This is a genomic window from Helicobacter cetorum MIT 00-7128, from assembly GCF_000259255.1.
Taxonomy (GTDB): domain Bacteria; phylum Campylobacterota; class Campylobacteria; order Campylobacterales; family Helicobacteraceae; genus Helicobacter; species Helicobacter cetorum_B.
In genome coordinates, this window is record NC_017737.1 from 1,046,576 (window position 1) to 1,070,434 (window position 23,859).

Below are 23,859 nucleotides of genomic sequence, written 5' to 3' on the forward strand. Positions count from 1 at the left end.
CCTTTCAATTAGATTTTTTTCTTAAGCTCTTCAAACAAATCTTTTGTTTTAAGAAACAGAGAAAGAGTTTCTTCTTGGTTTTCAAGTAAGGTTTGGAATTTTTGATTGATTTCTTCAGCGCAGTTGATGTATTTTCTTTTTATGGTAATTAAGAAGTTTTCTACTTCTTTATTTTTTTTAATATCTTTTATAAAATCTTCAATCGCTTTATTGGTTGCCTTTTTTTGTTCGGATTTTTTATAGTCATCGCTAAAATAATTTGAGATGCTTTTAAATATAGTTATCTCTGATGATAGTACGCCTAGAACAATTATGGCTGTAGGTCCACCAAATAGTATTGTTGCTACAAGACTCATTGTCCCCAATGTAAATTCTGCCTTATTTATTCCGTTAGGCATGTTAAAGTTATTCAAGTTTACGCTTATGTTGAGATTGGAGTATCGTCTTTCAATCATGTTCATATAATGATTAAATTTTTCTAGTTCTTCTTGAATTGTTGCGATAAGATTATTTGAAATAATGTTTTCAATGTCTTTGAATTGTTGATTTAAAATATCTATATGTTTTTTAAGAATATTTTCCAAGTATATTTTAAAATCATTTTTGCCAATGCCTTCTTGAATTTTATGATACATTTTATCTCTAATCTCTGTTTCAAGATTATCTAATAATTCATCTATGGAATTATCAAAATCTCTTTGAGATTTTTCAGCAATAGAGTGTAAATTTTGCATGCTTTCTTTTATTTGGTTTTTGAAACTTTGCAAGCTATTTTTGAATGTAGAGATGCCTTTTTCTAGCTTGTTTAGATGTTTATCTATAAGCGTGATGAGTTTGTGGCGATTGACAGTGTTAATTTTTTCTTGTGTGTTCGTTATGAAATCTTGTTGCAAAAACTTGCTAAAGGCATAAAAGTTTGCTTTTTCTAATAGTTCTTCTTTGCTAAAATGCGCTAGAAATTTTTCTTTTTCTTTTAGATTATCATCTAATAGGAAATTAGCTAGAGACAAGAATATGACTCTAGCACTTAATACAAGATGTTGGTTATAGAAATCACCTAGGCTTTCTTTCATTTTTAAATCTAGCGCTCTTAGAGCGTTTGAAGTATCATCATTGATGAGTGCATTTTGTAGTTGTCTAGGGTTTTTAATAGGGTGGTTATAGATAAGATAGATTAAGCTTTGGTCGTTTAGGTGATGTTTAATCTTTTCTAAAATACCCTCTTGTGGAATGGTGGGGTTTTTAGTGATATAAAAGATTGCATGAGCGCCTTTTAGAGCTTGTAAAATTTCTTTTTCTACCTCTTCTTCTTTACCTTCAATGCCCGGAACATCTAGGATTTTAAAAGTTTGGTTATTGAGATTGAAAGTATATTCTGTAGTTGTGCGAGTAAAATCAGAACGACCATCACCTATAATGCCACCATCAGGTTTGAAAGTGAGCGCTTGTTGTTCTAGGTGGATATAAGTTTGATATTTCTTTTCAAACTCAGCCTGCTCTTTAAGTTTGCTTTCTTCTTTAAAAAAGATGCGTAATGCCTCTATAAGAGTAGATTTGCCCGCATTAGTCTCACCATAAAAAGCAATCGTAAAATCTTTGAGATTGGCGTATTTTTCTAAATCTTTAAGCGCGCTTTTAAAATGGTTTTTAAATTCTCTAATTTGAGCGAGCGCTTGCTGTTTGCTCTCTTCTAAGTCTTTGTTTTGAGTGGCTTGTTCGTGGGCTATTTGATGCTGATTGAGAGAATTAAGAATTTTTTCTAGTTCATCATATATATATATATATATATATATATATTCTTCATAAGATTCCTTGTTGGTGTTTTCAAACTATGTTTCAAATACTAAACACTTATTGCAACGATAAAATATTAAAGAAGTCAAGAAATAGCTTTTTAAAAAACTAATGGCTTATAGATTTAAATCTATAAGCCATATATTTTAAAGTTTAGGAAGTGTCAAGAAGCGTTTAAAATACGCTCCTACAACAAGTAAGAAAGTGATTGCTACAAAAGGGTATAAGAAAGTTGGTATGGGTAAGGGATCACCTGCTGCATAGCTATGCATGCCAGAGAGATAATAATTCACACCAAAATAAGTCATCAAAACTGAATAAAATCCTAGCACGCTACTGCTTGCTAAGATAAAAGGCCAATTTTTAGAGCCTAAAAAGCGCAAATGTAATATTAAAGCATAAATAGTGATAGAAATAAGCGCCCAAGTTTCCTTGGGGTCCCAACCCCAATAGCGCCCCCATGATTCATTTGCCCAAACTCCGCCTAAGAAATTTCCTGCTGTAAGCATAAAGAGGCCTAAAATCATGCTCATTTCATTAATGGCGCTGACTGAAAGAATGGTTTTGTCTAGGTTGTTACGCCCCTCTTTTCTCAAAATAAATAAAACTAAACTTAAAACTCCTAATACAAAACATAGCCCTAAAAAGCCATAGCTAGCTGTAATCACAGAGACATGGATATTAAGCCAATAGGATTTTAAGACTGGAACTAGATTGCCAATTTGAGGGTCCATAAAGCCTAAATGCGCTACAAAAAGCGCAATGCCGGCTAAAAAACTAGAGGCTGAGAGGGCAAGTTTAGAGCGTAAGATAATGCCTGCCATAATAGAAGCCCATGCGATATAGAGCATAGATTCATACGCATTGCTCCAAGGTGAATGCCCGCTTACATACCAGCGTAAAATCAAGCCTATGGCATGTAAAAGAGCGCATAATATAATTGCTCCATAAAGGATTTTAGCGGTTAATGAATTTGGTGTGGTGTTTTTGATAATAGAACTAACAACTACAATAAAAAGTAATAATCCTAAAAGGATATAAGGTAAGGTTAGGCTATTAAAAAAATTTGTATGATTTAAGAAAATTTCAGAATTGATTCTTGATATAGGCAAGTAAAGTTCTTTAGAATGCTCTTGCTGATAGAGACTTAAATCTTTTAAGGTTTTTTCTACCTTGTCCCATTGATTAGTTTGCAATGCCTCATCAAAACCATTAAAAATGTTTCGCAAGAAATCTTGAGCTACTTGAGAAATATCCTTATCCTTGCTATTGACTGCCTCAATAGGAGAGAGCCAAGTCTTGGTTGCTTTATCGGGGAAAATGCGCAAAACTTGTCCGCTAAAAAGTGAATACACTAAGTTGATACGCTCATCTACTTTTAAGACATCTTTATCAAATTCGTTACGCTCATTAGGAGATTTTTGATTAATTTCTTCAACATAATTTTGTAATTTATACCCATGGTGGTCAAATAGGTCTCTAAAGGCAATGCGCCTTTCATCTAAAGGAGTGCCTATAAGTTTGCGTAAAGCTTTTGTAGAAGTATAAATCATTCTAACACTGCGCCAATCATCAGGATAAAACATAACTCCTAGTAAAACTTGCATAGGATTTAGTCCATTGAAATTATCCTTACGCACAATTTTATGCACATATTCAATGCTAATAGTATCTAAAGGTTTGATACGCCCATCAAAATCTTGAACTTGAAGCTTTTGGAATGCTTGCAAATGTTCTTTTGAAAAATCTCTTAAATGTTTTAAGCGCTCCAAAATAGCTTGATTGGAGTTTTCTTTGGAATCTTTAGAGAGGTTTTTGCTCTCTTGCTCTAAAGAGGGGGTATTTGAAGTTTGTTGCTTAGTGTTTGATTTTTGCCCTCCATGCATATCAATTTTTTGAGTTTCTGTAGCGTGCATATAGGGACCAGCTAGTGCTAAGGCGAGCAAAAAGCTTGCAATTTGTTGGGATTTTAGAAAGCGTGAGAGTTTTTGAAAACGCCCCTCTTTGGTAAATAAAAGCCATAACGCTCCTAAAATAAGCATTCCATAGCCTAAATATGTGGGGAGCTTGCCCGGGTCTTTATTAACAGAAAGGATAGTGCCTTTTTCATCAGTATCATAAGAAGTTTGAAAGAATCTATATCCTTTATAATCTAATACATGATTCATAAAAATCCTATAGGGTTTGATTAGAGTATTATCTAGTGCTAAGACTTCTACTTCAGAGGCGTAAGAAGAGGGACTCATAGAGCCTGCATAGCGCTCTAATTCAAAGCGTTTTAATTTGATTTTGAAAGGCAATTCAATATAGGTAGCTCCAAGACTTAGCGAGAGTTTATCGCCATTAAAATCTTGTGTTTGAGTAAGCCCCTCATTATTGTTGTTTTTGACAAGTTTAAATTCTTGGCTAACTTGATTATAAGTGGCTTTTAAAACCAAAATAGTGCTATTGTCTTTCTTGTCGGCAGTTTTTTTATAGACTTCTAAAGGCTCTAAAATAAGGGGCTTATTGTTTAGGGTTGTATGAATAGGGGTTAGGTGCTTAGAGTAAATTGAAATTTTAGACTTAAGCGAAAGGGTAGTGGTGTCATTAAGAGTGATATTTAAAAAAGTATCACTGCTTTTAAAAGCGCTTTGAGCGTCATTTTCTCGTATGTGTATCGTGCCCTCAATTCCAAAAAAGCGTGTGATTCCAGCTCCTAAAATAATTAAAATTAGCGAACTATGAAAAAAGATGCTCGCATACTTCTTGCGCTCTAAAGCTTTTGAGGCAATAAAAGTGCCTATCAGCACCACTAATAAATAGGCATGTAGGAAGTTAAACCAAGTTGTGCCATAGATAATGGCTTTACTAGCGGGTGTGCCATAATCATTCTCTATAAAAGTAGCAATAGCACAAGCGCTCGCATAGAGTGCCATTAAGGGGATAGCTACCCAAAAAGAGGCCAATAAAAAAGAGCATAAAGCCTTGAAGTTTTTCATTAAGAGCCTTTAGAAGTTGAGTTTTGTTTGTCTTGTTCTCTTTTAAGGTCTGTTTTATACTTGATATAAGACTTTAGGTGTTGGGTAAATTCCTTATCGTTTTTGGTTTTTTTGTATTCCCCATTCCCTATAAATTCAAGCACAGCCAAAAATTGTGTTGAGGGCATATAGCCGGGCAATTCATAGATAGTTTTTCCGCTTTCATCAGAAAAGATGATAGTGGGTGTAGATTGAACGCCATAGATTTGAGCTAGTTGTTCTGTGGGCATTTTGATTTCTTTCATATCGTTTTTAGTGCCAACCTTAAAGTTGTGTAACTTAGAATAGCTAATATTGATATAGTAAGCGTTAAAATGTGTTTGAATGTAATCATGCAATTCTTTGACGTTTTTAATATCTTCTTTTAAGTGTTCGCAATATGAGCAACCATTGCGCCCAAAAATCAAAAGCATGAGTTTGTTATTAGGAGTAATCATCTTAGTATCTAAAAAAATATCTTCTAAGCCCGCATAGCTTTTTTTATCTATATTTTCTCGCTCATTTTCTAATTCTTTAGAGCTTTGAGAGCCTGAACTTAAAAGAGTGTCATTTAGATTATCCGCACTATCTGATTTACACCCCATTAAGATGAATAGCACTAACAAAATAGCACTAAAACTATTTTTAATAGGAAAGGAAAATTTATGCATGGTATAAGACCTTTATATTGAGATTATAATTTACAAAAACAAGTGTTAACACTACTTACTACTTAAAATAATTTAACAAAGCGATAATCATACTATACAATCATTTTTTTGTAAAATTTGTGATGATGATTCTTGAACCAATTCCACAATAAGCTTAGCAAATTCTAAGGAGTCATTTAGACATGGACAAACTAAATACTCTTTAATACCTAGTCGTTTGGCCATTAAGCGGTATTGGATTTCTAACTCATAGAGCGTTTCGGAATTATCAATTGTGAAAGCTAAGGGATAAATGATAATATTAGATTTGCGATGTTCTTCTATCAAGCTTTCTGTGCTTGGCTCTAGCCATTTCATAGGCCCTAGTTTGGATTGATAAGAAAGTAATACTTTTTTAAAATTAATATTTTTCTGTTGCATTAATTCTTTTAATAAGCTTACATGGTGTTCGCATTCTTTTTGGTAAGTATCGCCCGCATCAATAATGCTTTGAGGTAAGCCATGCACGGAAAAAATCAGCGTAAAATCTTCGCTCTTTTGCCCTTTTAAGGTGGCTAAAATTGTGTCTAAAATAATCTCATTGAGTTTGGGAGCTGTGTAAAATCGCTCTATGACTCGCACTTTAGGGCGAAAGCCTTCTATAGATTTGAGCGCTTTAAAAGCGTCATTAAAACTAGAAAGAGTGGTAGTGCTAGAGTATTGTGGATACATAGAAAATAACACTAAGCTGTCTATCTCTTTTGAAACTAAGTCTTGTAAAACCATAGGTGCATAAGGAGGAGTATAGCGCATAGCATAGGTATAAAAGCGTGAAGAATCTAATTCATTCAAGCGCTTGGTAAGGGCGAATGTAATGGGGGTTAAGGGGGACTTTCCACCTAATTTTTCATAGATTTTTTTGGATTTTTCTACCCGAGCATTAACTATCATTTTACCAACCATTTTACGCATAAAATTATTTTTAATGGTAAGTATACAAGGGTCATCAAACATGTTTTTTAAAAATACTTCTACTTCATAAAGGCTGTTTGGCCCCCCCATGTTTAAAAGAATGACCGCCTCTTTAGGGGATTTCATTGCACTGCTATTTAAATTATAATTATTTTCATTAGATAAACTCATTGTCGCATGATAGAATAATAGAGTTAATCAAAATAACAAAAAAGGGAAAATTAGATGTTTGGAATTGATTTTCAGGCTCTTTTGTCGCCAAATAATGTTATGGCACAATCTTTATTGATTCATATTATATTTGCATCTTTATTGGTTATTGCTTTTATCATTAATCTCTACACCCTTTATAGGGAGAAGAATTTTATTAAGCTTAATAGGAAAATCTATCTTGTTATGCCAGCAATTTATATTCTTTTAAGTATTGCGTTTTTAAGTGGAATTTTTATTTGGGCTATGCAACAATTTGAATTTTCTTGGAAAGCAAGCTTAATGTTGGCAGTATTTTTAATGGTGTTAGTGGCTGAAATTAAGCGTCATAAAAGCGTGAAATTTGCTATTACTAGAGAGGTTCGCATGCAAAATTATGTTATAAAAACCAAAATACTTTATTTTATTGAAGTGTTAGCAATTGTTATGCTTATGGTGTTTTGAATGCGCTTTGTTTATCATTCTTTAGCTAAAGAGCCTACTTTAAAAATTGAGGGCGAGAGTTATACGCATTTGTATCGCTCAAGGCGTGTAAAAAATATGAGTTTGTTAGATTTGCGAAACCTAAAAGATAAATTTTTATACACCTATAAACATATAGAAATCACTAAAAAATACGCCCTTTTAGAGCTAATAGAGCAAAAAGAACTAGAGGTTATTCCCTCTAAAAAAGCGCATTTGATTTTAAGCGTGATTGAGTTAAAAAGCATTGAAAAGATTTTACCTTTTCTTAATCAGCTAGGCGTAAGCAAGCTTAGTTTGTTTTATGCTGATTTCAGCCAACATAATGAGCGTTTGGATAGTGCTAAAATGGAGCGTTTTGAAAAAATTTTGATTAATTCTTGTGAGCAATGTGGGCGTAGCGATTTAATGGAATTAGAGGTGCTTAAAAATTTAAAGGAAGTGCTAATGGCTTATCCTAAAGCAAGTATTTTGGATTTTAATGGTGAAAAATTGCAAACAAGTTTGAATGCTGAAAATGGCATTATCATAGGACCTGAAGGGGGATTTAGCGAGCAAGAAAGAGAGCGATTTAAAACACATAGAATTTATAGCGCTCCTATGCCTATGGTGCTAAAATCTGAGAGTGCATGCGTATTTGTAGCAAGCTTGGCGCAGGTTTAGATGGGTGAAATTAAAATAGTTCAACTATTTTTAAAGAAATACTGAAACACTCAATGGAATTTTTTTACCAATGCTAAAAAATTGCGATAATTAATTGAGAGCTATTTTTTGATTTGCAAGCGATTTTTGATCGTATGTTTTTATTTTTTATGTTAGCAAACTACTATTGTGGGATTTTATTGTTGCATTTAAAAGCAAAATTAGTATCATTGTATTCAAATTCTTCTAATCCTTTTAAACCGCAAATCTCTTTTGCTCTTTGTAGAAATTTATTAGCCAACTCTTCTTTTTCTTTTTTCAGCGTTGAAGGCTTTATTTCTTTTTGTGTAACTTCTTTTTTGTCTTTTATTGTATTAGTAGGAATATTAAGCGTAAATTCAAAAGAGCTACCTAAATAGAGCCAAATAAAAAAGATGATAATCAAGCCACCAAAAAGAGCTAGTAACCAAATAATGATTTTTATAACAACAAATAAAGCTTTTTTATTCACAATATCAGACATTAATCACACTCAAAAGATAAGCCTTTGTCGCCATATGAAAAAAATTTAACTTTTTTTTGACAATTACTTTCTAATTTTTTAAGCAAATCGCTTATAAATTTTATTCTCTCTTCTTTCATTTGTAATTCTGTTGCAATATTCTTTTCTTTAAGCTTATTGGTCTCTATTGCAATTTTTTTAATCTCTATTTCTTTTTGTGCTATTTCAATGTCAATCTTCCCTTTTTTCTTTATATGGAGTGAAAGAGAGCTGAAAAGATAGCACCAAGTTAGAAAAAAAATAATCAATCCTCCAACAAGTGCCGATAACCAAAAAGTTATGTTTTTGGTTATAGAAAGCACTTTTTTCATTTTAATATCTAAGCATAGGGTTGTTAAAATAGTCAAACATTTTGATATTGTTTTGTGGTTTTTTGTTTGTGTTTTGAGAGTTAAGATTATTGTTTAATGGTTTTTCTAATGGTTGCTCTGTATGGTTGTCATTACACTCGGCTAAGAATTTTCCATAACCCTCATCATAATCAAAGCGCTTAATGCCATTAGGCTTGCAGTTTTCTAAAAAAGCTTGATAAGCTTTTTGAAATCTCTTACTTTGCTCTTCTTTTTGTTTGCGCTCAATGATAAGATTTCTTTCTCTTTGAATTTCTGTAAGCCATCTTGAAGTTTCAATATCTTTTTGAATATTCTTCTCTTGTAATCCAATATTGCTAGGCTTTTTAATGCTATAGCAATTTTCAACCAGCTTGTTATTGCCAAAACACAAAGAACCCTCTAGTTCAAACTTATCTAATTTTTTGTTAAGCTTATATAAATGCCAATTTAAAATATTTTGCATAAAAACTCCTTTTTTGAGTTGAATTATAAAATGGCATTGTAACTTAAAAGGACTTAATCATTGTTGTTTTTAAAAGTTATTAAAATCACTTCAAAATCTTAGGTAGCGTAATACCAACTTGACCTTGATACTTACCGCCCCTATCTTTATAGCTTTGCTCACACATTTCATCGCCTTGTAAAAACACCACTTGAGCGATGCCTTCATTCGCATAGACTTTGGCAGGTAAATTCGTGGTGTTAGAAATTTCAATGGTAATATAGCCTTCAAATTCCGGCTCAAAGGGCGTAACATTCACAATAATCCCACACCTTGCGTAAGTGCTTTTACCCAAGCAAATCGCCAAAGTATCTTTTGGCATTTTAAAATATTCTATCGTATGAGCTAAAGCGAATGCATTAGCTGGCAAGATAAAATAGCCATCTTTGCTCGCATCAATTTTAGTCGCATTATTAGGGTCAAAGTTTTTAGGGTCAATTAAAGCGTTGGTGTTATCAAAAAGCATAAATTCACTTCCCACCCTAATATCATACCCATAACTACTCAAGCCATAACTAATCACATTTTTACCGACTTGTTTTTCGCAAAAAGGGCTAATCATGCCATGCTCTAAACTCATCTTTTTTATCCAAGAATCCGATTTTAATCCCATTTAGTTCCTTTAACTCTGTTTCGTTATAATATAGGGCGTTGGTAGCCTTAAAGTTTTTATAATAATTATGTTATTATAACAAGAATTATTTGCTTAGAGCGCTTATTTGTTTAAGACAATTAGTAGGGCGTCTAGGGCGTATCATTAAGTATAGAAAAAGGAATGTATCATAATGAATCTTTCTGAAATTGAAGAGCTGATAAAAGAATTTAAGACTTCTGATTTAGGGCATCTAAAACTAAAACATGAGCATTTTGAGTTGGTATTGGATAAAGAATCTGCTTTTAGTAAGCATAAAAATTCAAATGCACCTGCTATGACTAATGTTTCTGCTCCGCTTATGGCAATAGAGGCTAGTATGCCAGCTACTCAAGCCCCTGTGCCTATGGTATGCACGCCTATTGTAGATAAGAAAGAAGATTTTGTGCTTTCACCTATGGTAGGGACTTTCTACCATGCGCCATCTCCGGGAGCTGAGCCTTATATAAAAGTAGGCGATACACTCAAAAAGGGTCAAGTCATAGGCATAGTAGAGGCTATGAAAATTATGAATGAAATTGAAGTGGAATATCCTTGCAAGGTTGTTTCTATTGAAGTTGCAGATGCTCAGCCGGTAGAATATGGCACTAAATTGATTAAGATTGAAAAGCTCTAATTCCATGGCAGAAAATAAAAAAGTAGAAAAGAAAAAACTCTCACGCATTTTAATTGCCAATCGTGGTGAGATTGCCTTAAGAGCCATTCAAACCATTCAAGAAATGGGTAAAGAGTCTGTTGCAATTTATTCTATTGCGGATAAAGATGCACATTATCTCAACACAGCTAATGCAAAGGTGTGTGTAGGTGGAGCTAAATCAAGCGAGAGTTATTTGAATATCCCTGCAATCATTAGTGCGGCAGAGTTATTTGAGGCTGATGCAATTTTCCCCGGATATGGGTTTTTGAGTGAGAATCAAAATTTTGTAGAGATTTGCTCTCATCATGCTTTGGAGTTTATAGGGCCAAGTGCGAAAGTTATGGCGCTAATGAGCGATAAGTCTAAGGCAAAAAGCGTGATGAAAAAAGCCGGAATGCCTGTGATTGAGGGAAGTGAAGGTATTCTTAAAAGTTATAAAGAGGCAGAAGAATTAGCTGAAAAGATTGGCTATCCTGTGATGATAAAAGCTGCTGCTGGTGGGGGAGGCAGAGGCATGCGTGTGGTGCAAGACAAATCTTTATTGAAAAATCTCTATCTCTCTGCAGAGGCAGAGGCATTAAGCGCATTTGGTGATGGGAGCGTGTATTTAGAGAAGTTTATCCATAAGCCCAAGCATATTGAAGTGCAAATTTTAGCCGATAAGCATGGCAATGTTATTCATGTAGGCGAGAGGGATTGTTCTGTGCAAAGGCGCCAACAAAAGCTTATTGAAGAAACCCCAGCAGTTGTTTTAGAAGAGAGTGTGCGCAAGCGTTTGTTAGAAACAGCTGTAAAAGCGGCTAAATATATTGGCTATGTAGGGGCTGGAACTTTTGAGTTTTTGCTAGATTCCAATATGAAAGATTTTTATTTTATGGAGATGAACACTCGCTTGCAAGTAGAACATACGATTAGTGAAATGGTAAGCGGATTAAATCTTATTGAATGGATGATTAAAATTGCTGAGGGCGAGGAATTGCCCAAGCAAGAAAGTTTTACTTGCAAAGGACATGCGATAGAATGTAGGATTACTGCAGAAGACCCTAAAAAATTCTATCCAAGTCCGGGTAAAATCACTGAATGGATTGCACCGGGTGGCTTGAATGTGCGCCTTGATTCACATGCGCATGCCAATTATGTTGTGCCTACACATTATGATTCTATGATAGGTAAACTCATTGTTTGGGCTGAAGATAGAGAAAGAGCTATCGCTAAGATGAAAAGAGCCTTGAAAGAATTTAAGGTAGAGGGCATTAAAACAACCATTGCTTTTCATATTGAAATGCTTGATAATGCCGATTTCAAGCAGGCAAAAATCCATACCAAGTATTTAGAAGAAAATTCTTAAGGTTTCTTAAAGATTTTTCTATCCTCTAGTATTAACTAGGGGATTTTTAGAACAGACTTCAAATTTTTAAGCGATTAAAAATCTCTTTGTTTTTCTTTTTCTAAGCTCTTTATTTTTAAACTCAAATTTCAATTTCTCATTTTAGAACTTTTCTGCTACAATTCAAGCTTATTTTCATTCGTAAAATCATTTTAAAAAAGGAAATTCTTATGTCTCATCACACCATAAAACTTTTTAGTGCCTTAAGTTTAAGTCTAGCTAGTTCTTTAATGGCTGAAGAAAGCTCTTTCTTTCTTGGAGCTAACTATCAAATGGCACAAATGAAAGAAAACTCTTCTATGACTAATCCTAACTACAACCCCAACGATTCTTTGGGGGGGGGGTATATATTCTCCCCTAAAGGTGCCTTTACTAAACTCTAATCAATTAGACACGCTTTCTAATGGTGTCTCTAGTCAAATCACAAATTTACAAAACCAAATAAACACTTTAGGTAGTAGTGCTACAGCAGAGCAAAAAACACAACTCGCTCAACTAAACATTCAAAAACAAGCTATCAATGTTTTACAAGCTTTACAACAAGACCCTAGCTTGTTTAAAAACCCTCAAATAGAAAATCTAGCTAAAAGCTTGCAATTAAATGCAGGAATCACTCAAAATGGTGTGGGCATTATGAGCTTAGGTTTAGTGATGATTCAAACCAATGAATTATTGCAACTTATAAAAAATAATCCAACTACTAATCTTATTCAAACACATTCTAAAGAACAACCAACACTTATAACAAATAACTACGCCACTCATTCTAGCCCTACCTCTACTACAGAAGTGCTTAAAAGCCTTGATAGTTTAAGACTTTCATCTATTAAGGGGTATTTGGAGGGTTATTTAGAAGAGTTAAATGGCATGATGAATGGTCAATATTATCAACAAGGATTTCAGCATAACATAACTCTAAATACCATAAAAACAAAGGTTCAAAGTATTTTAAGTGCTTTAAACTCTAATCAAGCATTCAATAGCTCAAGCATAACTGAAAGTTTAAAAACAATCATTGATGATTTGAATGCAAACACTATCGGTAGGAATGACACCATTACAGATAAAGAGATTTTACAAAATGGGCTTATAGGGTGGAGCGAAAATGAAGGTGCAAAAATAACTCCACATGCCTATTTGACCCCTAACTTTGGTATCAACTCTCTTATGCTCTTTCAAATGCTACAAGGCATAGCTAAAAATCAAAAAGATGTGAATTACGCTTACGCACTAAGCTATGCGTTCCAACACTTTAGAAAACAATATGTCAATTTCTTTAGTAATGAAGTTTATAATGGTTGTGCTTTTAAGTCTAATGATTGTGGCAAACTTGTATCACCTCCTACTTTGCAAAATTTAATAGAAAAGATAGACCCCAAACTTATTCCAACCTATAAGCAACTCCTTAATAAAGCCAGCAATGAATTTCAAAAAACTATGGAGACTGCCGACGCTATAGGTAGTGCAAGTGCTTTTACTTCAGCCATGACAACATTAAAAAATAAGATTAGTGCTTTAGCCAATTCAAATGATAAGCAACAAGCCCTTAATATTATTGATAAAATGCTTACAGATATTCCTATTTATGATGCCCAAAGCTCTAATTTTAACATGCAACTAAGTGCATGGATGTGGGGTATTGTTATGAATAGCCCAACTACAGTGCATATTACTGTTCTTAGTGGTCAAACAAAAAATGGTGTTAAGGAAAATTCAAGCGTTGTTATTAGTGGTTCATTTGTGCCTGCTGATGGTTGCAGTGGCAACTGCAGTGAATACCAATATACGCCTAAAATAAAAACCCCACAACAACTCTATCATGCTGTTTCAGATTGGTGGAACAATATGGGCAACATAGCTAACGCCCTTAACTCTCATAATCCTAAAGAAATAGGTGTGGCAATTCAAAGCTTTGGTAATTTCTATAACGAGCAATGGAAAAATAACCCACATTACCAACAAGGTGGAAGTTACCTTAATAAAAACCAAATCAAGCAAATCCTTAACAATATCAACACATCTCTACCCAAAGCTGACCAACAAACCTTGCATTTTACTTTTATGGCTCTACCCACCAACTCTACTAATACTCTCTCTCAACAACACCAAGCTACCTACAATACTCTACAAGTTTCTAAACCCATAGCCTTAGCAAGTCTGAGCACTTTAGCGAGTATGTTTAATAACATGAACTACTTAAGCTCACCTACGACTACATTCACTAACAATGATAAAGTTATAGAAAGCAAACAACAAGGTTATATGCTAGGCTTTGGAATCAAGGGTGGCTATAAACAAATGTTTAATCATTATATTAAAGGCAATAGAGAAAGTAAAAAGAAATACGGACAATTTGGATTAAGATATTATGCTTTCTTAGATTATAACTATGGAGTCTTAAGTCAAAGAAACACTAATCAAGTTAATATGAACATGCTTACTTATGGTGTAGGTTTAGATATTCTAGTGAATATCTTTGAAAATAAACTAGCTAGTTATGGAATCTTTGGAGGATTTCAAGTAGCAGGTAATTCATGGTTGGCTACTAGAAAGTATTCTAGTAATATGAAAGATAAAATTAGAGCGACTCATTTTCAATGTTTGTTTGATTTTGGATTAAGAACTAATATTCTTAGTCATCATGGTATTGAATTGGGCGTTAAGATTCCTATGCTTAGTCAAAGATATATTGACACAGCTAATCTTAAAGTGAATTATAAAAGAGAGTATGTTTATTATGTTGGGTATGTGTGGGGGTTTTAGGATTAAGAGATTGAATAGGGGGGGATTTAATAAAAGTTATTTTTTTAGAATTTTAGAATAGGTATGTTATTATGGGGGTTTTTTTAGGAATAAAATTTGCTTGTTTTGTTTGAAAATTAAATGAAATAAGGATATAGGATGCCTAAGATTCACAATTATAGTCAAAACCTAGTAGCAAGAAGCTATCATAATAAACAGCCTAAGATGGCTGTTGAAAACAATCAAAAAGAATTGACAAATTCTTTAGAGACTACACCAATAAACGAACTTGCACAGCATATTAAGTCCGATAATATCGCCATAGGGAACTTACAAAAACGCCTTAAAGATTTAACAAGCATGCATAAGGATATAGAAGAACTTATTTCACTCTCCAAGGACTCTTTACAAAATCAAGCAGATAGTTTTGATGAAGTTAAAAATCATCTCAATAAAACTTATCAAGCTTTTAGTCAAATTCCTTTAGAAAATCATTATATTTCAGAGTTGCAAGCCCCAAGTGATATAAAAATGAGCGATTCTCAAGCTTTAAGGGACTTTTCACAAAACTTACAAACAGAGAGAGAGAGCATACAAAATGCTCTTAATCAATGGAAAAAAGAGTTAAGCAAAGCCATTAGCTCCACAAAATACGATACTTTAGACAAAAATAGTCTTAATTTTGAGAAGTTTCAAAACGCTCATAACATTGAAAAAATCACTCCATCTCGCTTGCAGGAGTTACTCGCTTGAAAAAGTTTGCTTATAGTGAGCCTTGCTTAGATGAAGATGATAAAAGGGCTGTTTTAGAAGTTCTAAATTCTACGCAACTCACACAGGGCAAATATTCTGTTTTATTTGAAGAAGCATTATGTGAGTTTTTGGGCGTTAAACATGCATTAGTATTTAATAGTGCGACTTCGGCTCTTTTAGCACTCTATAGAAATTTTAGCGATTTTAATGCTAGTTGCAATGAAGTCATTACTACCCCTATAAGTTTTGTAGCTACCACTAACATGCTCTTAGAGAGTGGCTACAAGCCTGTATTTGCTGAAATCAAAAATGATGGCAATATTGATGCATTAGCCCTAGAAAAATTGATTACAGAAAAAACCAAAGCCATAGTGAGTGTGGATTATGCGGGTAAAAGCGTAGAAATTGAAAGCATTCAAAAGCTTTGCAAAAAGCATTCTTTGAGCTTTCTTTCTGATAGTTCACATGCCCTAGGAAGCGAGTATCAAAATCAAAAGGTAGGGGGTTTTGCGTTAGCGAGTGTTTTTAGTTTTCATGCCATTAAGCCTATAACTACGGCTGAAGGGGGAGCTATAGTAACAAACAATAGCGAATTATTTGAAAAAATGAAATTATTTCGCTCTCATGGAATGCTCAAAAAAGATTTTTTTGAAGGCGAAGTAGAAAGCGTAGGGTATAACTTCCGCTTGAATGAAATCCAAAGTGCTTTGGGTTTGAGCCAGCTTAAAAAAGCCCCCCTTTTAATGCAAAAACGAGAAGAAATCGCTCTAGTCTATGATAGGATTTTTAAAGATAACCCTTATTTCACCCCCTTACACCCCCTTTTAGAGCATAAAAGTTCTAACCATCTTTATCCCATTTTGATTCACCAGCGATTTTTTAAATTTAAAAAGCAAATTTTAGAGAGTTTGCACAAGCTTGGCATTTTAGCTCAAGTGCATTACAAGCCTATCTATCAATACAGCTTGTATCAAGAGCTTTTTAATATAGCTCCCCTAAAAAGTGCCGAGAATTTTTATCACGCTGAAATCTCTTTGCCTTGTTATGCGAATTTGGATTTAGAGAGTGTGAAATTAATCGCTCATGGCGTTTTAAAAACCTTTGAGAGCTTTACAAAGGATAGTTAAAGAATTTAAAAGTATCAGCAACTATCAAAAAGCTTTATACTATAATTTTACCTATTTCTATCAATAAGGTATTTGAATTGAGTTTAGCAGACACGATTTTAGAACATTTTAAAGATTTTATTAACTCGCATTCTGAGCCTTATAAGTCTTTACAAGTTTTTTACGCACAAGAAAAAGAACGCTTTTTTAATAGCAAAGTTAGCGATTATATTAATCAAGGCAAAAGCAAAGAAGAGGCTAGTATTTTGGCTAGACAAGGCTTTGTAAGTGCTATAGGAAGAGCGTTAGAAAAAATCATAGAACTTTTATTACAAGATTTTTGTCTTAAAAACAATGTAAAAATCACAAATGATAAAATTTTAAGGGCTAAGAATATACCTTTGGAGCTTGATAAAGTCAAACGAGCCTTGCTTGTGCATTTTGGCGAGTATAGTGTGTTACCGGATGGAGATATTATTCTTTATCAAACAAACAACGATAATATAAACATTTTAGCGATTTTATCGGTTAAAAATTCTTTTAGAGAGCGTTTCACAGAGACACCTTATTGGAAATTAAAACTCTTACAATCGCCTATAACTTCTCATATTAAAGTCTTTATGATAACTCCGGATAATGATGATGAAATCAGTTTTAAAGATAAGCCTAAAAAAGCACGAATTGTTATGGAGTATGAACTAGATGGCATCTATTTGGCTAAGAGTGAATTTGATAAAAGCTCTAAAATTAAGGGCATAGAAAATTTATTAGAAGATTTAAAAGAGCTTTTGTGAAACAAACCCCTTATTTTAGTTTGGATAAATTAAATTTATATCATGGTGATGTGAGCGTTTTAGAGACTTTTGAAAAAGGCTTTTATGATTTGTGTGTAACTTCACCGCCTTATAATTTGAGTATTGAATATCAAGGAAGCAATGATTTTAGAGCTTATGATGATTATTTGGAGTGGTGTAAAAATTGGCTTAAAAATTGTTATGTTTGGGGTAAGGAACAAGCAAGACTTTGTTTGAATGTCCCATTAGACACTAATAAACACGGCAAACAAAGTTTAGGGGCAGACATTACAGCAGTAGCAAAAGAATGCGGTTGGAAGTATCAAAATACCATTATTTGGAATGAAAGCAATATTTCAAGACGCACCGCTTGGGGAAGTTGGCTACAAGCATCAGCACCTTATGCCATTGCTCCTGTGGAATTGATTATTATTCTTTATAAGAATGAATACAAACGCAAAAAACAAACTTCTACGATTAATAAAGAGGAGTTTTTACTCTATACAAATGGGCTATGGAGTTTTAGTGGCGAATCAAAAAAACGCCTAAAACACCCAGCCCCATTTCCAAGAGAATTACCAAGGCGTTGTATTAAATTGTTTTCTTTCTTAGAAGATACAATTTTTGACCCTTTTAGTGGCTCTGGCACAACTATTTTGGAAGCAAATGCTTTGGGGCGTTTTAGTGTGGGTTTAGAAATTGAAAAAGAATATTGCGAGTTGTCTAAAAAGCGTATTTTAGATAGTCTATCATTATTGTAAGCTTTCTTTAAAAACCTTTGAGAGTTATAATAAAATAGTGTAAAATAGTAAAGATTTTAGATTAAAAACTCTAAGGGGGTTTATGATGAATTTGTTTGAAAAGATGACTAATCAATTGCAAGAGAGTTTAGATAGTGCGTTAGCTCTAGCTTTACACCATAAAAACGCTGAAATCACGCCCTTGCACATGCTTTTTGCTATGCTTAATAACTCACAAGGCATACTCATTCAAGCCCTACAAAAGATGTCTATAGACATTCAAGCTTTAAGACTTAGTATTCAGAGTGAAATAGAAAAAATAGCTAAAGTTTCACAAATCAATAAGCAAGATATTCAATTAAGTCATGCCTTAATACAAAGTTTTGAAAACGCTCAAGGCTTGAGCGCTAAAATGGGCGATTTGTTTGTGGCTGTAGATGTTTATCTTTTGGCTAATATGAGTCTTTTTGAGAGTGTTTTAAAGCCCTATTTAGACACCAAAGAATTGCAAAAAACTTTAGAGTTTTTAAGAAAAGGTGCGACTATTCAAGATAAAAATGATGATTCTAATTTAGAGAGTTTAGAAAAATTTGGTATTGATTTAACTCAAAAAGCCTTAGAAAATAAACTTGACCCCGTTATCGGAAGAGATGAAGAAATCATTCGTATGATGCAAATTTTGATTAGAAAAACTAAGAATAACCCTATTTTGTTAGGTGAGCCGGGAGTGGGGAAAACGGCTGTTGTAGAAGGTTTAGCCCAACGCATTGTCAATAAAGAAGTGCCTACAACACTTTTAAATAAGCGAGTTATTGCTTTAGATTTGAGTTTGTTAGTTGCGGGGGCAAAATACAGGGGCGAGTTTGAAGAGCGTTTGAAAAAGGTTATTGAAGAAGTTAAAAAAAGCGCTAATGTGATTTTATTTATTGATGAAATCCACACTATTGTGGGGGCTGGGGCAAGTGAGGGGGGTATGGATGCGGCTAATATTTTAAAACCAGCGTTAGCTAGGGGGGAATTACACACTATTGGAGCGACTACTTTAAAGGAATACCGCAAATATTTTGAAAAAGACATGGCATTACAAAGGCGTTTCCAACCTATTATGCTTAATGAACCTAGCATTAATGATGCTTTACAGATTTTAAGAGGGCTTAAAGAGACTTTAGAAACGCACCATAATATCACTATCAATGACTCTGCATTAGTCGCAAGTGCTAAACTATCTAGCCGTTATATTACGGATAGATTTTTACCCGATAAAGCGATTGATTTGATTGATGAAGGGGCGGCTCAATTAAAAATGCAAATGGAATCTGAACCTGCAAAACTCTCTCTTATTAAACGACAAATCCAAAGATTAGAAGTAGAGAAACAAGCCCTTGAAATGGAAAACAAAGAGAGCAATCTCAAACGCACGCAAGAAATTCTTAAAGAATTGAGCGATTTGAAGGAAGAAAAAAGAGAATTAGAGGCACAATTTGAGAATGAAAAAGAAGTGTTTAGAGAAATTTCACGCCTAAAATCAGAAACAGAGAGCTTAAGGCGTGAGGCTGAGAGATTTAAACGCAATGGGGATTATCAAAAAGCGGCTGAAATTGAATACGCTAAAATCCCTGAAAATGAAAAGAAAGAAAAAGAATTGCAACATAAATGGGAAGTTATGCAACAAAATGGAGCGTTATTACAAAACGCTTTAACAGAGAACAATATCGCCGAGATTGTGAGTCAATGGACTCAAATTCCTATTCAAAAAATGCTCCAAAGCGAAAAAGAAAGGATTTTAAACATTGAAAGCGAGCTACAAAAAAAGGTTGTAGGGCAAGACAAGGCTTTAAAAGCGATTGCTAAAGCGATTAAAAGAAATAAGGCTGGACTTAGTGATAGCAATAAGCCTATAGGGAGCTTTCTCTTTTTAGGACCTACTGGGGTGGGTAAAACAGAGAGTGCAAAAGCCCTAGCACAATTCTTGTTTGATAGCGATAAAAATCTCATTAGAATTGATATGAGTGAGTATATGGAAAAGCATGCTATAAGTCGTCTTATAGGAGCTGCCCCTGGGTATGTAGGCTATGAAGAAGGTGGTCAATTAACAGAGGCGGTGCGAAGAAAGCCCTATAGTGTGGTGCTACTAGATGAAGTGGAAAAAGCTCATCCTGATGTGTTTAATCTCTTGTTGCAAGTTTTAGATGAAGGGCATTTGACCGATAGTAAGGGTGTGAAAGTGGATTTCAAAAACACGATTGTAATTCTTACAAGTAATGTAGCTAGTGGCGTGCTTTTAGATGAGCATTTAAGCGAAATGGATAAACAAAAGGCTATCAAAGAGAGCTTAAAACAAGTCTTTAAGCCAGAATTTTTGAACCGCTTAGATGAAATTATTTCCTTTAACGCATTAGATAATAACGCCATTACTAATATTGTGGGGATACTCTTTGAAGGCATTCAAAAAAAGGCGTTTGAAAGGGGCATTAGCATAGAATTAGACCAAAAAGCAAAAGAATTGATAGCTCAAGTGGGTTTTGATAGGTTCTATGGGGCTAGACCCTTAAAAAGAGCGTTATATGAAATGATAGAAGATAAGCTTGCTGAGCTTATCTTAGAAGATAAGATTAAAGAAAATAGTAGTGTTGAATTTGTGGTAGAAAATAACGAAATTGTGCCTAAGATTAAGTGATAGGCTAGATGATGAAAGACTTTGCTTTGAAAATTGAATATAAAAGCACATATTAGCACATATTTTTTAGAGCAAGTTTTTGAGTGATAGAAATTGAAGAGATTATGGTATAAGATATGGTATTTTGGATAAGTAATAAAATAAGGATTAAAAATTATGCTTGATAACACGCTGATAAATTTATTTGAGACAACGCCTTTTTTAACTTCGCTCTTAGCTGGGGTTTTGACTTTTTTAAGCCCTTGTGTGTTGCCTTTAATTCCAGCATATATGTCTTATATCTCTCAAATTTCTTTAGAAGATATTAAGGATGGTAAGGCTAAAAGGGTTTCGGTCTTTTTAAAATCCTTGATGTTTGTTATAGGATTTTCGCTCGTGTTTTTGGGTGTGGGCATGTCTATGGCAAAGCTTATTCATAGCTTTGTAGGGGGATGGGTGAATTATATTTCTGGGGGCATTGTCTTGCTCTTTGGCTTGCATTTTTTAGGGCTATTTCGTTTTGCATTTTTGTATAAGACTCAAAGCGTGCGTTTTACAAGTAAATCTAATGGTATGCAACGCTTTTATCCCTTTCTTTTAGGAGTGAGTTTTGCCCTAGGGTGGACTCCATGTATTGGACCTATATTTACTTCTATTGTGATGATGAGTGCGAGCAAGGATACTTATGGCTTATTGCTTATGGTAGTGTATGTTATGGGGTTAGCCATTCCTTTCTTATTAGTGGCTTTAATGGTAGAAAGGGCGTTATTATTTTTAAAACGATTAAAAAAATACAACCGCATGATTGAGATTATTTCAGGGTTAGTGCTAGTTTTAATGGGGGTGTTGATTATGACAGATTCTATGAAAAGCTTAACAAATTTCTTACAAAATTAGGGGGGAGACATGCTGTTAAAAAACGCATCGTTTTATGATGATGAGAACTTAAGGGTGGCGGATATTCGCTTAAAAGATTCTCTCATTATAGAGATACAAGAAAACTTAAGCCCAAAAGATAGCGAAGAAGTGATTGAGTGTGAGAATTTATTTGTATTGCCAAGCTTAATTGATTTAAGCGTTACTTGTTTGGAAGGCTATGAAAACTTAAGGCAAAAGGCTTTTAAAGGTGGGGTAGGGCTACTTAATATTTTTAATCACGCTCAAAGTAATATTAAAAATATTATGGCAATTAAAGATAATAGGTTAGAAGATATCGCTACACTTAAAAATCAAGGGGGGGAAGTTTTAATCGCCCAAAGTGATGCATTTTTAGAACTCATCAGCCATTATGCAAAATCCTATAACTTACCCCTTTTAGTGTCCTTAGAAAATTCTTTTCAAAGCTTAAATAGTGGGGAATTAGCCTATGAATTAGGGCAAAGCTTCATAGACAATGCGTTTGAAAACACTCATTTAGTGCGTTTTATGGAAGTTTCTAGAGCCTTAGGTATTCCTATGCTTTTAGATAAAATCAATAGTATCGCTACGCTAAAACTTACAAAAGCCTTTAATCATTTAGGGGCAAATTTACAAATTCAAGTGCCATTAAGCCATTTAGTATTAGATGAAAGCGTAATTAAAAATTATGAGCCTAGGTTTAAAATTGCCCCCCCTTTAAGAGATAAAAAAAGTCAAAACGCCTTGCAAGTTGCTTTAAGAAATAATGAAATCTCCATGCTAACAAGTCTCCATACTCATAAAAACTCTAACGCACAGCTTTTTGAAGAAAGTGCTTTTGGGTGTGAGAGTATAGAATACGCTTTTAGCGTGGCTTATACTTTCTTGGTTCAAAAAAATATCATAAGTTTACAACAGCTTATTAAGGTTATGGCATTCAATCAAGCAAAGTTTTTAGGGCAAAACTCAGGCGAGATTAAAGAAAATAAAATAGCTAATCTTATTATCGTAGATTTAGATGCTAAAGAAAGGGTTAGCAATAAAAATTCGCCCTTTTATGATTTAGAATTACAAGGCGTAGTTCAAAGAATGATTTTAAAGGGTCAAACGGCGTTTCTTAAAGGGGGCGTATGCGAGAAATCATAGGGGCGTCTTTAGTTTTTCTTTGTAATGAAAAATGCGAAGTTTTACAAGATTATGGCGTAGTCTTTGATGAAAAGATTCTTGAAGTAGGCGATTATGAAAGTCTAGTGCTTAAATATCCCTACTTAAAAACACAATTTTTTGAAAATTCCATTCTTTTACCCGCCTTTATTAACCCACACATTCATTTTGAGTTTTCTAACAATGTAGCGAGTTTTAATTATGGGAGCTTTGCGAACTGGTTAGAAAGCGTGATGAAAAATAGGGGGGCGATTTTACAAAATTGCGAGATAGCTATACAAAACGCTATAAACACACAGCTAAAAAGTGGAGTGGGGAGTGTGGGGGCGATTTCTAGCTATCTTAAAGAAGTCAATTTGCTTAAAAGTAGCCCTTTAAATGCTGTGGTATTTATGGAGTTTTTAGGAAGTAGCTATTCCTTAGAAAGACTAGAAATATTTGAGACACAATTTAGGGATTTAAAAGCGTTAGAAAATGAGCGTTTTAAAATCGCTCTAGCCTTGCATGCCCCTTATTCAGTCCAAAAAGATATGGCATTAAGTATCATTAAGTTAGCCAAAGACTCACAAAGCCTACTTTCTACGCATTTTTTAGAATCTTTTGAAGAATTAGAATGGTTAGAAAACTCTAGTGGGTGGTTTAAGAGTTTCTATCAAAAATTTTTAAACCAAACTAATGCTCAATCGCTTTATAAGAGCGTGAATGAATACATTGAAATGTTTAAAGACACGCATACTTTATTTGTGCATAATCAATTCGCATCTTTGAAAATGTTGAAAAAAATTAAAGCACAAGTCAAAAACGCTTTTTTAATCACATGCCCTGTTTCTAATCGCCTATTAAGTGGGAAAGTTTTGGATTTAGAAAAAGTTAAAAAAGCAAATTTGAATGTGAGTATTGCCACAGATGGTTTGAGCTCTAATATTTCGCTGAATTTTTTAGATGAATTAAGGGCGTTTTTATTTTCTCAAAAACCCATGCCCTTACTAGAATTAGCCAAAATCACTCTTTTAGGGGCTACACATTATGGAGCTAAAGCTCTGGGGTTAAATAATGGTGAGATAAAAGAAAATAAGAGAGCGGATTTGAGCGTGTTTAGTTTTGATGAAAGTTTTACTAAAGAACAAGCAATTTTACAATTCTTATTGCATGCTAAAGGAGTGGAGTGTTTGTTTTTAGGGGGTAAAAAAGTAATTTAAGAGAAAA

Annotated in this window: 21 protein-coding genes and 2 pseudogenes; 14 read left to right on the plus strand and 9 right to left on the minus strand. The window is 33.8% G+C overall.

The genetic code is table 11. The annotated features are described in order from the left end of the window. Positions 1 to 8: 8 nt before the first annotated feature. From HCW_RS09740 to hemH, 5 genes and pseudogenes are all read right to left on the minus strand, one after another. Positions 9 to 1,073 carry a hypothetical protein gene (locus tag HCW_RS09740; RefSeq protein ID WP_014661108.1) on the minus strand — a complete coding sequence of 355 codons (1,065 nt, stop codon included), beginning with the start codon at positions 1,071 to 1,073 and terminating at the stop codon, positions 9 to 11. Between the two features lie 867 nt (positions 1,074 to 1,940). Beyond that, positions 1,941 to 3,590 (minus strand): annotated as a pseudogene (locus HCW_RS10000) (cytochrome c biogenesis protein); the annotation flags it as partial. Between the two features lie 74 nt (positions 3,591 to 3,664). Beyond that, a pseudogene (locus HCW_RS10005) lies at positions 3,665 to 4,775 on the minus strand (cytochrome c biogenesis protein ResB); the annotation flags it as partial. After that, positions 4,775 to 5,464, minus strand: a complete 690-nt coding sequence (locus HCW_RS04870) for a SoxW family protein (protein ID WP_014661110.1) — start codon at positions 5,462 to 5,464, stop codon at positions 4,775 to 4,777. The pseudogene HCW_RS10005 and the gene HCW_RS04870, both read right to left, overlap by 1 nt. A gap of 87 nt (positions 5,465 to 5,551) precedes the next feature. Beyond that, positions 5,552 to 6,586 (minus strand): ferrochelatase, encoded by a 1,035-nt coding sequence (gene hemH / locus HCW_RS04875; protein WP_014661111.1) that lies wholly within the window; start codon positions 6,584 to 6,586, stop codon positions 5,552 to 5,554. 54 nt (positions 6,587 to 6,640) lie between these two features. On the opposite strand from hemH, the gene HCW_RS04880 reads away from it, so the two are divergent. Continuing rightward, positions 6,641 to 7,069 (plus strand): hypothetical protein, encoded by a 429-nt coding sequence (locus HCW_RS04880; RefSeq protein WP_014661112.1) that lies wholly within the window; start codon positions 6,641 to 6,643, stop codon positions 7,067 to 7,069. Continuing rightward, the gene (locus HCW_RS04885) at positions 7,070 to 7,750 is read left to right on the plus strand and encodes a 16S rRNA (uracil(1498)-N(3))-methyltransferase (protein WP_014661113.1); all 681 of its coding nucleotides are present in this window, start codon (positions 7,070 to 7,072) and stop codon (positions 7,748 to 7,750) included. Between the two features lie 163 nt (positions 7,751 to 7,913). Here the strand turns inward: HCW_RS04885 and HCW_RS04890 are convergent, their stop codons facing one another. From HCW_RS04890 to dcd, 4 genes are all read right to left on the minus strand, one after another. Continuing rightward, positions 7,914 to 8,252, minus strand: coding sequence for a hypothetical protein (locus HCW_RS04890; protein WP_014661114.1), 339 nt, complete (start codon positions 8,250 to 8,252; stop codon positions 7,914 to 7,916). Beyond that, on the minus strand, positions 8,252 to 8,602 hold the full coding sequence (locus HCW_RS04895) for a hypothetical protein (protein WP_014661115.1): 351 nt from the start codon (positions 8,600 to 8,602) through the stop codon (positions 8,252 to 8,254). The genes HCW_RS04890 and HCW_RS04895 overlap by 1 nt, the downstream gene beginning before the upstream one ends. A gap of 1 nt (position 8,603) precedes the next feature. Further along, complete coding sequence (locus HCW_RS04900; RefSeq protein ID WP_014661116.1) at positions 8,604 to 9,086, minus strand: hypothetical protein; 483 nt, start codon at positions 9,084 to 9,086, stop codon at positions 8,604 to 8,606. 85 nt (positions 9,087 to 9,171) lie between these two features. Continuing rightward, positions 9,172 to 9,738 (minus strand): dCTP deaminase, encoded by a 567-nt coding sequence (dcd, locus tag HCW_RS04905; RefSeq protein WP_014661117.1) that lies wholly within the window; start codon positions 9,736 to 9,738, stop codon positions 9,172 to 9,174. Positions 9,739 to 9,910: 172 nt separating this feature from the next. Here dcd and accB point away from each other — a divergent pair, with 172 nt between their 5' ends. The 12 genes from accB (at position 9,911) to mqnF (ending at position 23,852) form a co-directional block, all read left to right on the plus strand. Beyond that, positions 9,911 to 10,393, plus strand: coding sequence for an acetyl-CoA carboxylase biotin carboxyl carrier protein (gene accB, locus HCW_RS04910; protein WP_014661118.1), 483 nt, complete (start codon positions 9,911 to 9,913; stop codon positions 10,391 to 10,393). 4 nt (positions 10,394 to 10,397) lie between these two features. Then, a complete protein-coding gene (locus HCW_RS04915) occupies positions 10,398 to 11,762 on the plus strand; it encodes an acetyl-CoA carboxylase biotin carboxylase subunit (protein WP_043902632.1) in 1,365 nt (454 codons plus the stop codon). Between the two features lie 209 nt (positions 11,763 to 11,971). Continuing rightward, a complete protein-coding gene (locus tag HCW_RS04920) occupies positions 11,972 to 12,184 on the plus strand; it encodes a hypothetical protein (protein ID WP_014661120.1) in 213 nt (70 codons plus the stop codon). Next, a complete protein-coding gene (locus HCW_RS04925; protein ID WP_014661121.1) occupies positions 12,165 to 14,564 on the plus strand; it encodes an outer membrane protein in 2,400 nt (799 codons plus the stop codon). The genes HCW_RS04920 and HCW_RS04925 overlap by 20 nt, the downstream gene beginning before the upstream one ends. Positions 14,565 to 14,702: 138 nt before the next feature. Further along, the gene (locus HCW_RS04930; protein ID WP_014661122.1) at positions 14,703 to 15,296 is read left to right on the plus strand and encodes a hypothetical protein; all 594 of its coding nucleotides are present in this window, start codon (positions 14,703 to 14,705) and stop codon (positions 15,294 to 15,296) included. After that, on the plus strand, positions 15,293 to 16,423 hold the full coding sequence (pseC, locus tag HCW_RS04935; RefSeq protein WP_014661123.1) for a UDP-4-amino-4,6-dideoxy-N-acetyl-beta-L-altrosamine transaminase: 1,131 nt from the start codon (positions 15,293 to 15,295) through the stop codon (positions 16,421 to 16,423). The genes HCW_RS04930 and pseC overlap by 4 nt, the downstream gene beginning before the upstream one ends. A 77-nt stretch (positions 16,424 to 16,500) precedes the next feature. Continuing rightward, the gene (locus HCW_RS04940; protein ID WP_014661124.1) at positions 16,501 to 17,196 is read left to right on the plus strand and encodes a BsaWI family type II restriction enzyme; all 696 of its coding nucleotides are present in this window, start codon (positions 16,501 to 16,503) and stop codon (positions 17,194 to 17,196) included. Continuing rightward, the gene (locus tag HCW_RS04945; protein WP_014661125.1) at positions 17,193 to 17,957 is read left to right on the plus strand and encodes a DNA-methyltransferase; all 765 of its coding nucleotides are present in this window, start codon (positions 17,193 to 17,195) and stop codon (positions 17,955 to 17,957) included. The genes HCW_RS04940 and HCW_RS04945 overlap by 4 nt, the downstream gene beginning before the upstream one ends. An 85-nt stretch (positions 17,958 to 18,042) precedes the next feature. Beyond that, positions 18,043 to 20,613, plus strand: a complete 2,571-nt coding sequence (locus tag HCW_RS04950; RefSeq protein WP_014661126.1) for an ATP-dependent Clp protease ATP-binding subunit — start codon at positions 18,043 to 18,045, stop codon at positions 20,611 to 20,613. 156 nt (positions 20,614 to 20,769) lie between these two features. Continuing rightward, positions 20,770 to 21,489 (plus strand): cytochrome c biogenesis protein CcdA, encoded by a 720-nt coding sequence (locus HCW_RS04955; RefSeq protein ID WP_014661127.1) that lies wholly within the window; start codon positions 20,770 to 20,772, stop codon positions 21,487 to 21,489. 9 nt (positions 21,490 to 21,498) lie between these two features. Then, complete coding sequence (locus HCW_RS04960) at positions 21,499 to 22,635, plus strand: amidohydrolase family protein (protein WP_014661128.1); 1,137 nt, start codon at positions 21,499 to 21,501, stop codon at positions 22,633 to 22,635. Next, the gene (gene mqnF, locus HCW_RS04965; RefSeq protein ID WP_014661129.1) at positions 22,620 to 23,852 is read left to right on the plus strand and encodes an aminofutalosine deaminase family hydrolase; all 1,233 of its coding nucleotides are present in this window, start codon (positions 22,620 to 22,622) and stop codon (positions 23,850 to 23,852) included. Before HCW_RS04960 ends, mqnF begins: the two co-directional genes overlap by 16 nt. Positions 23,853 to 23,859 lie beyond the last annotated feature (7 nt).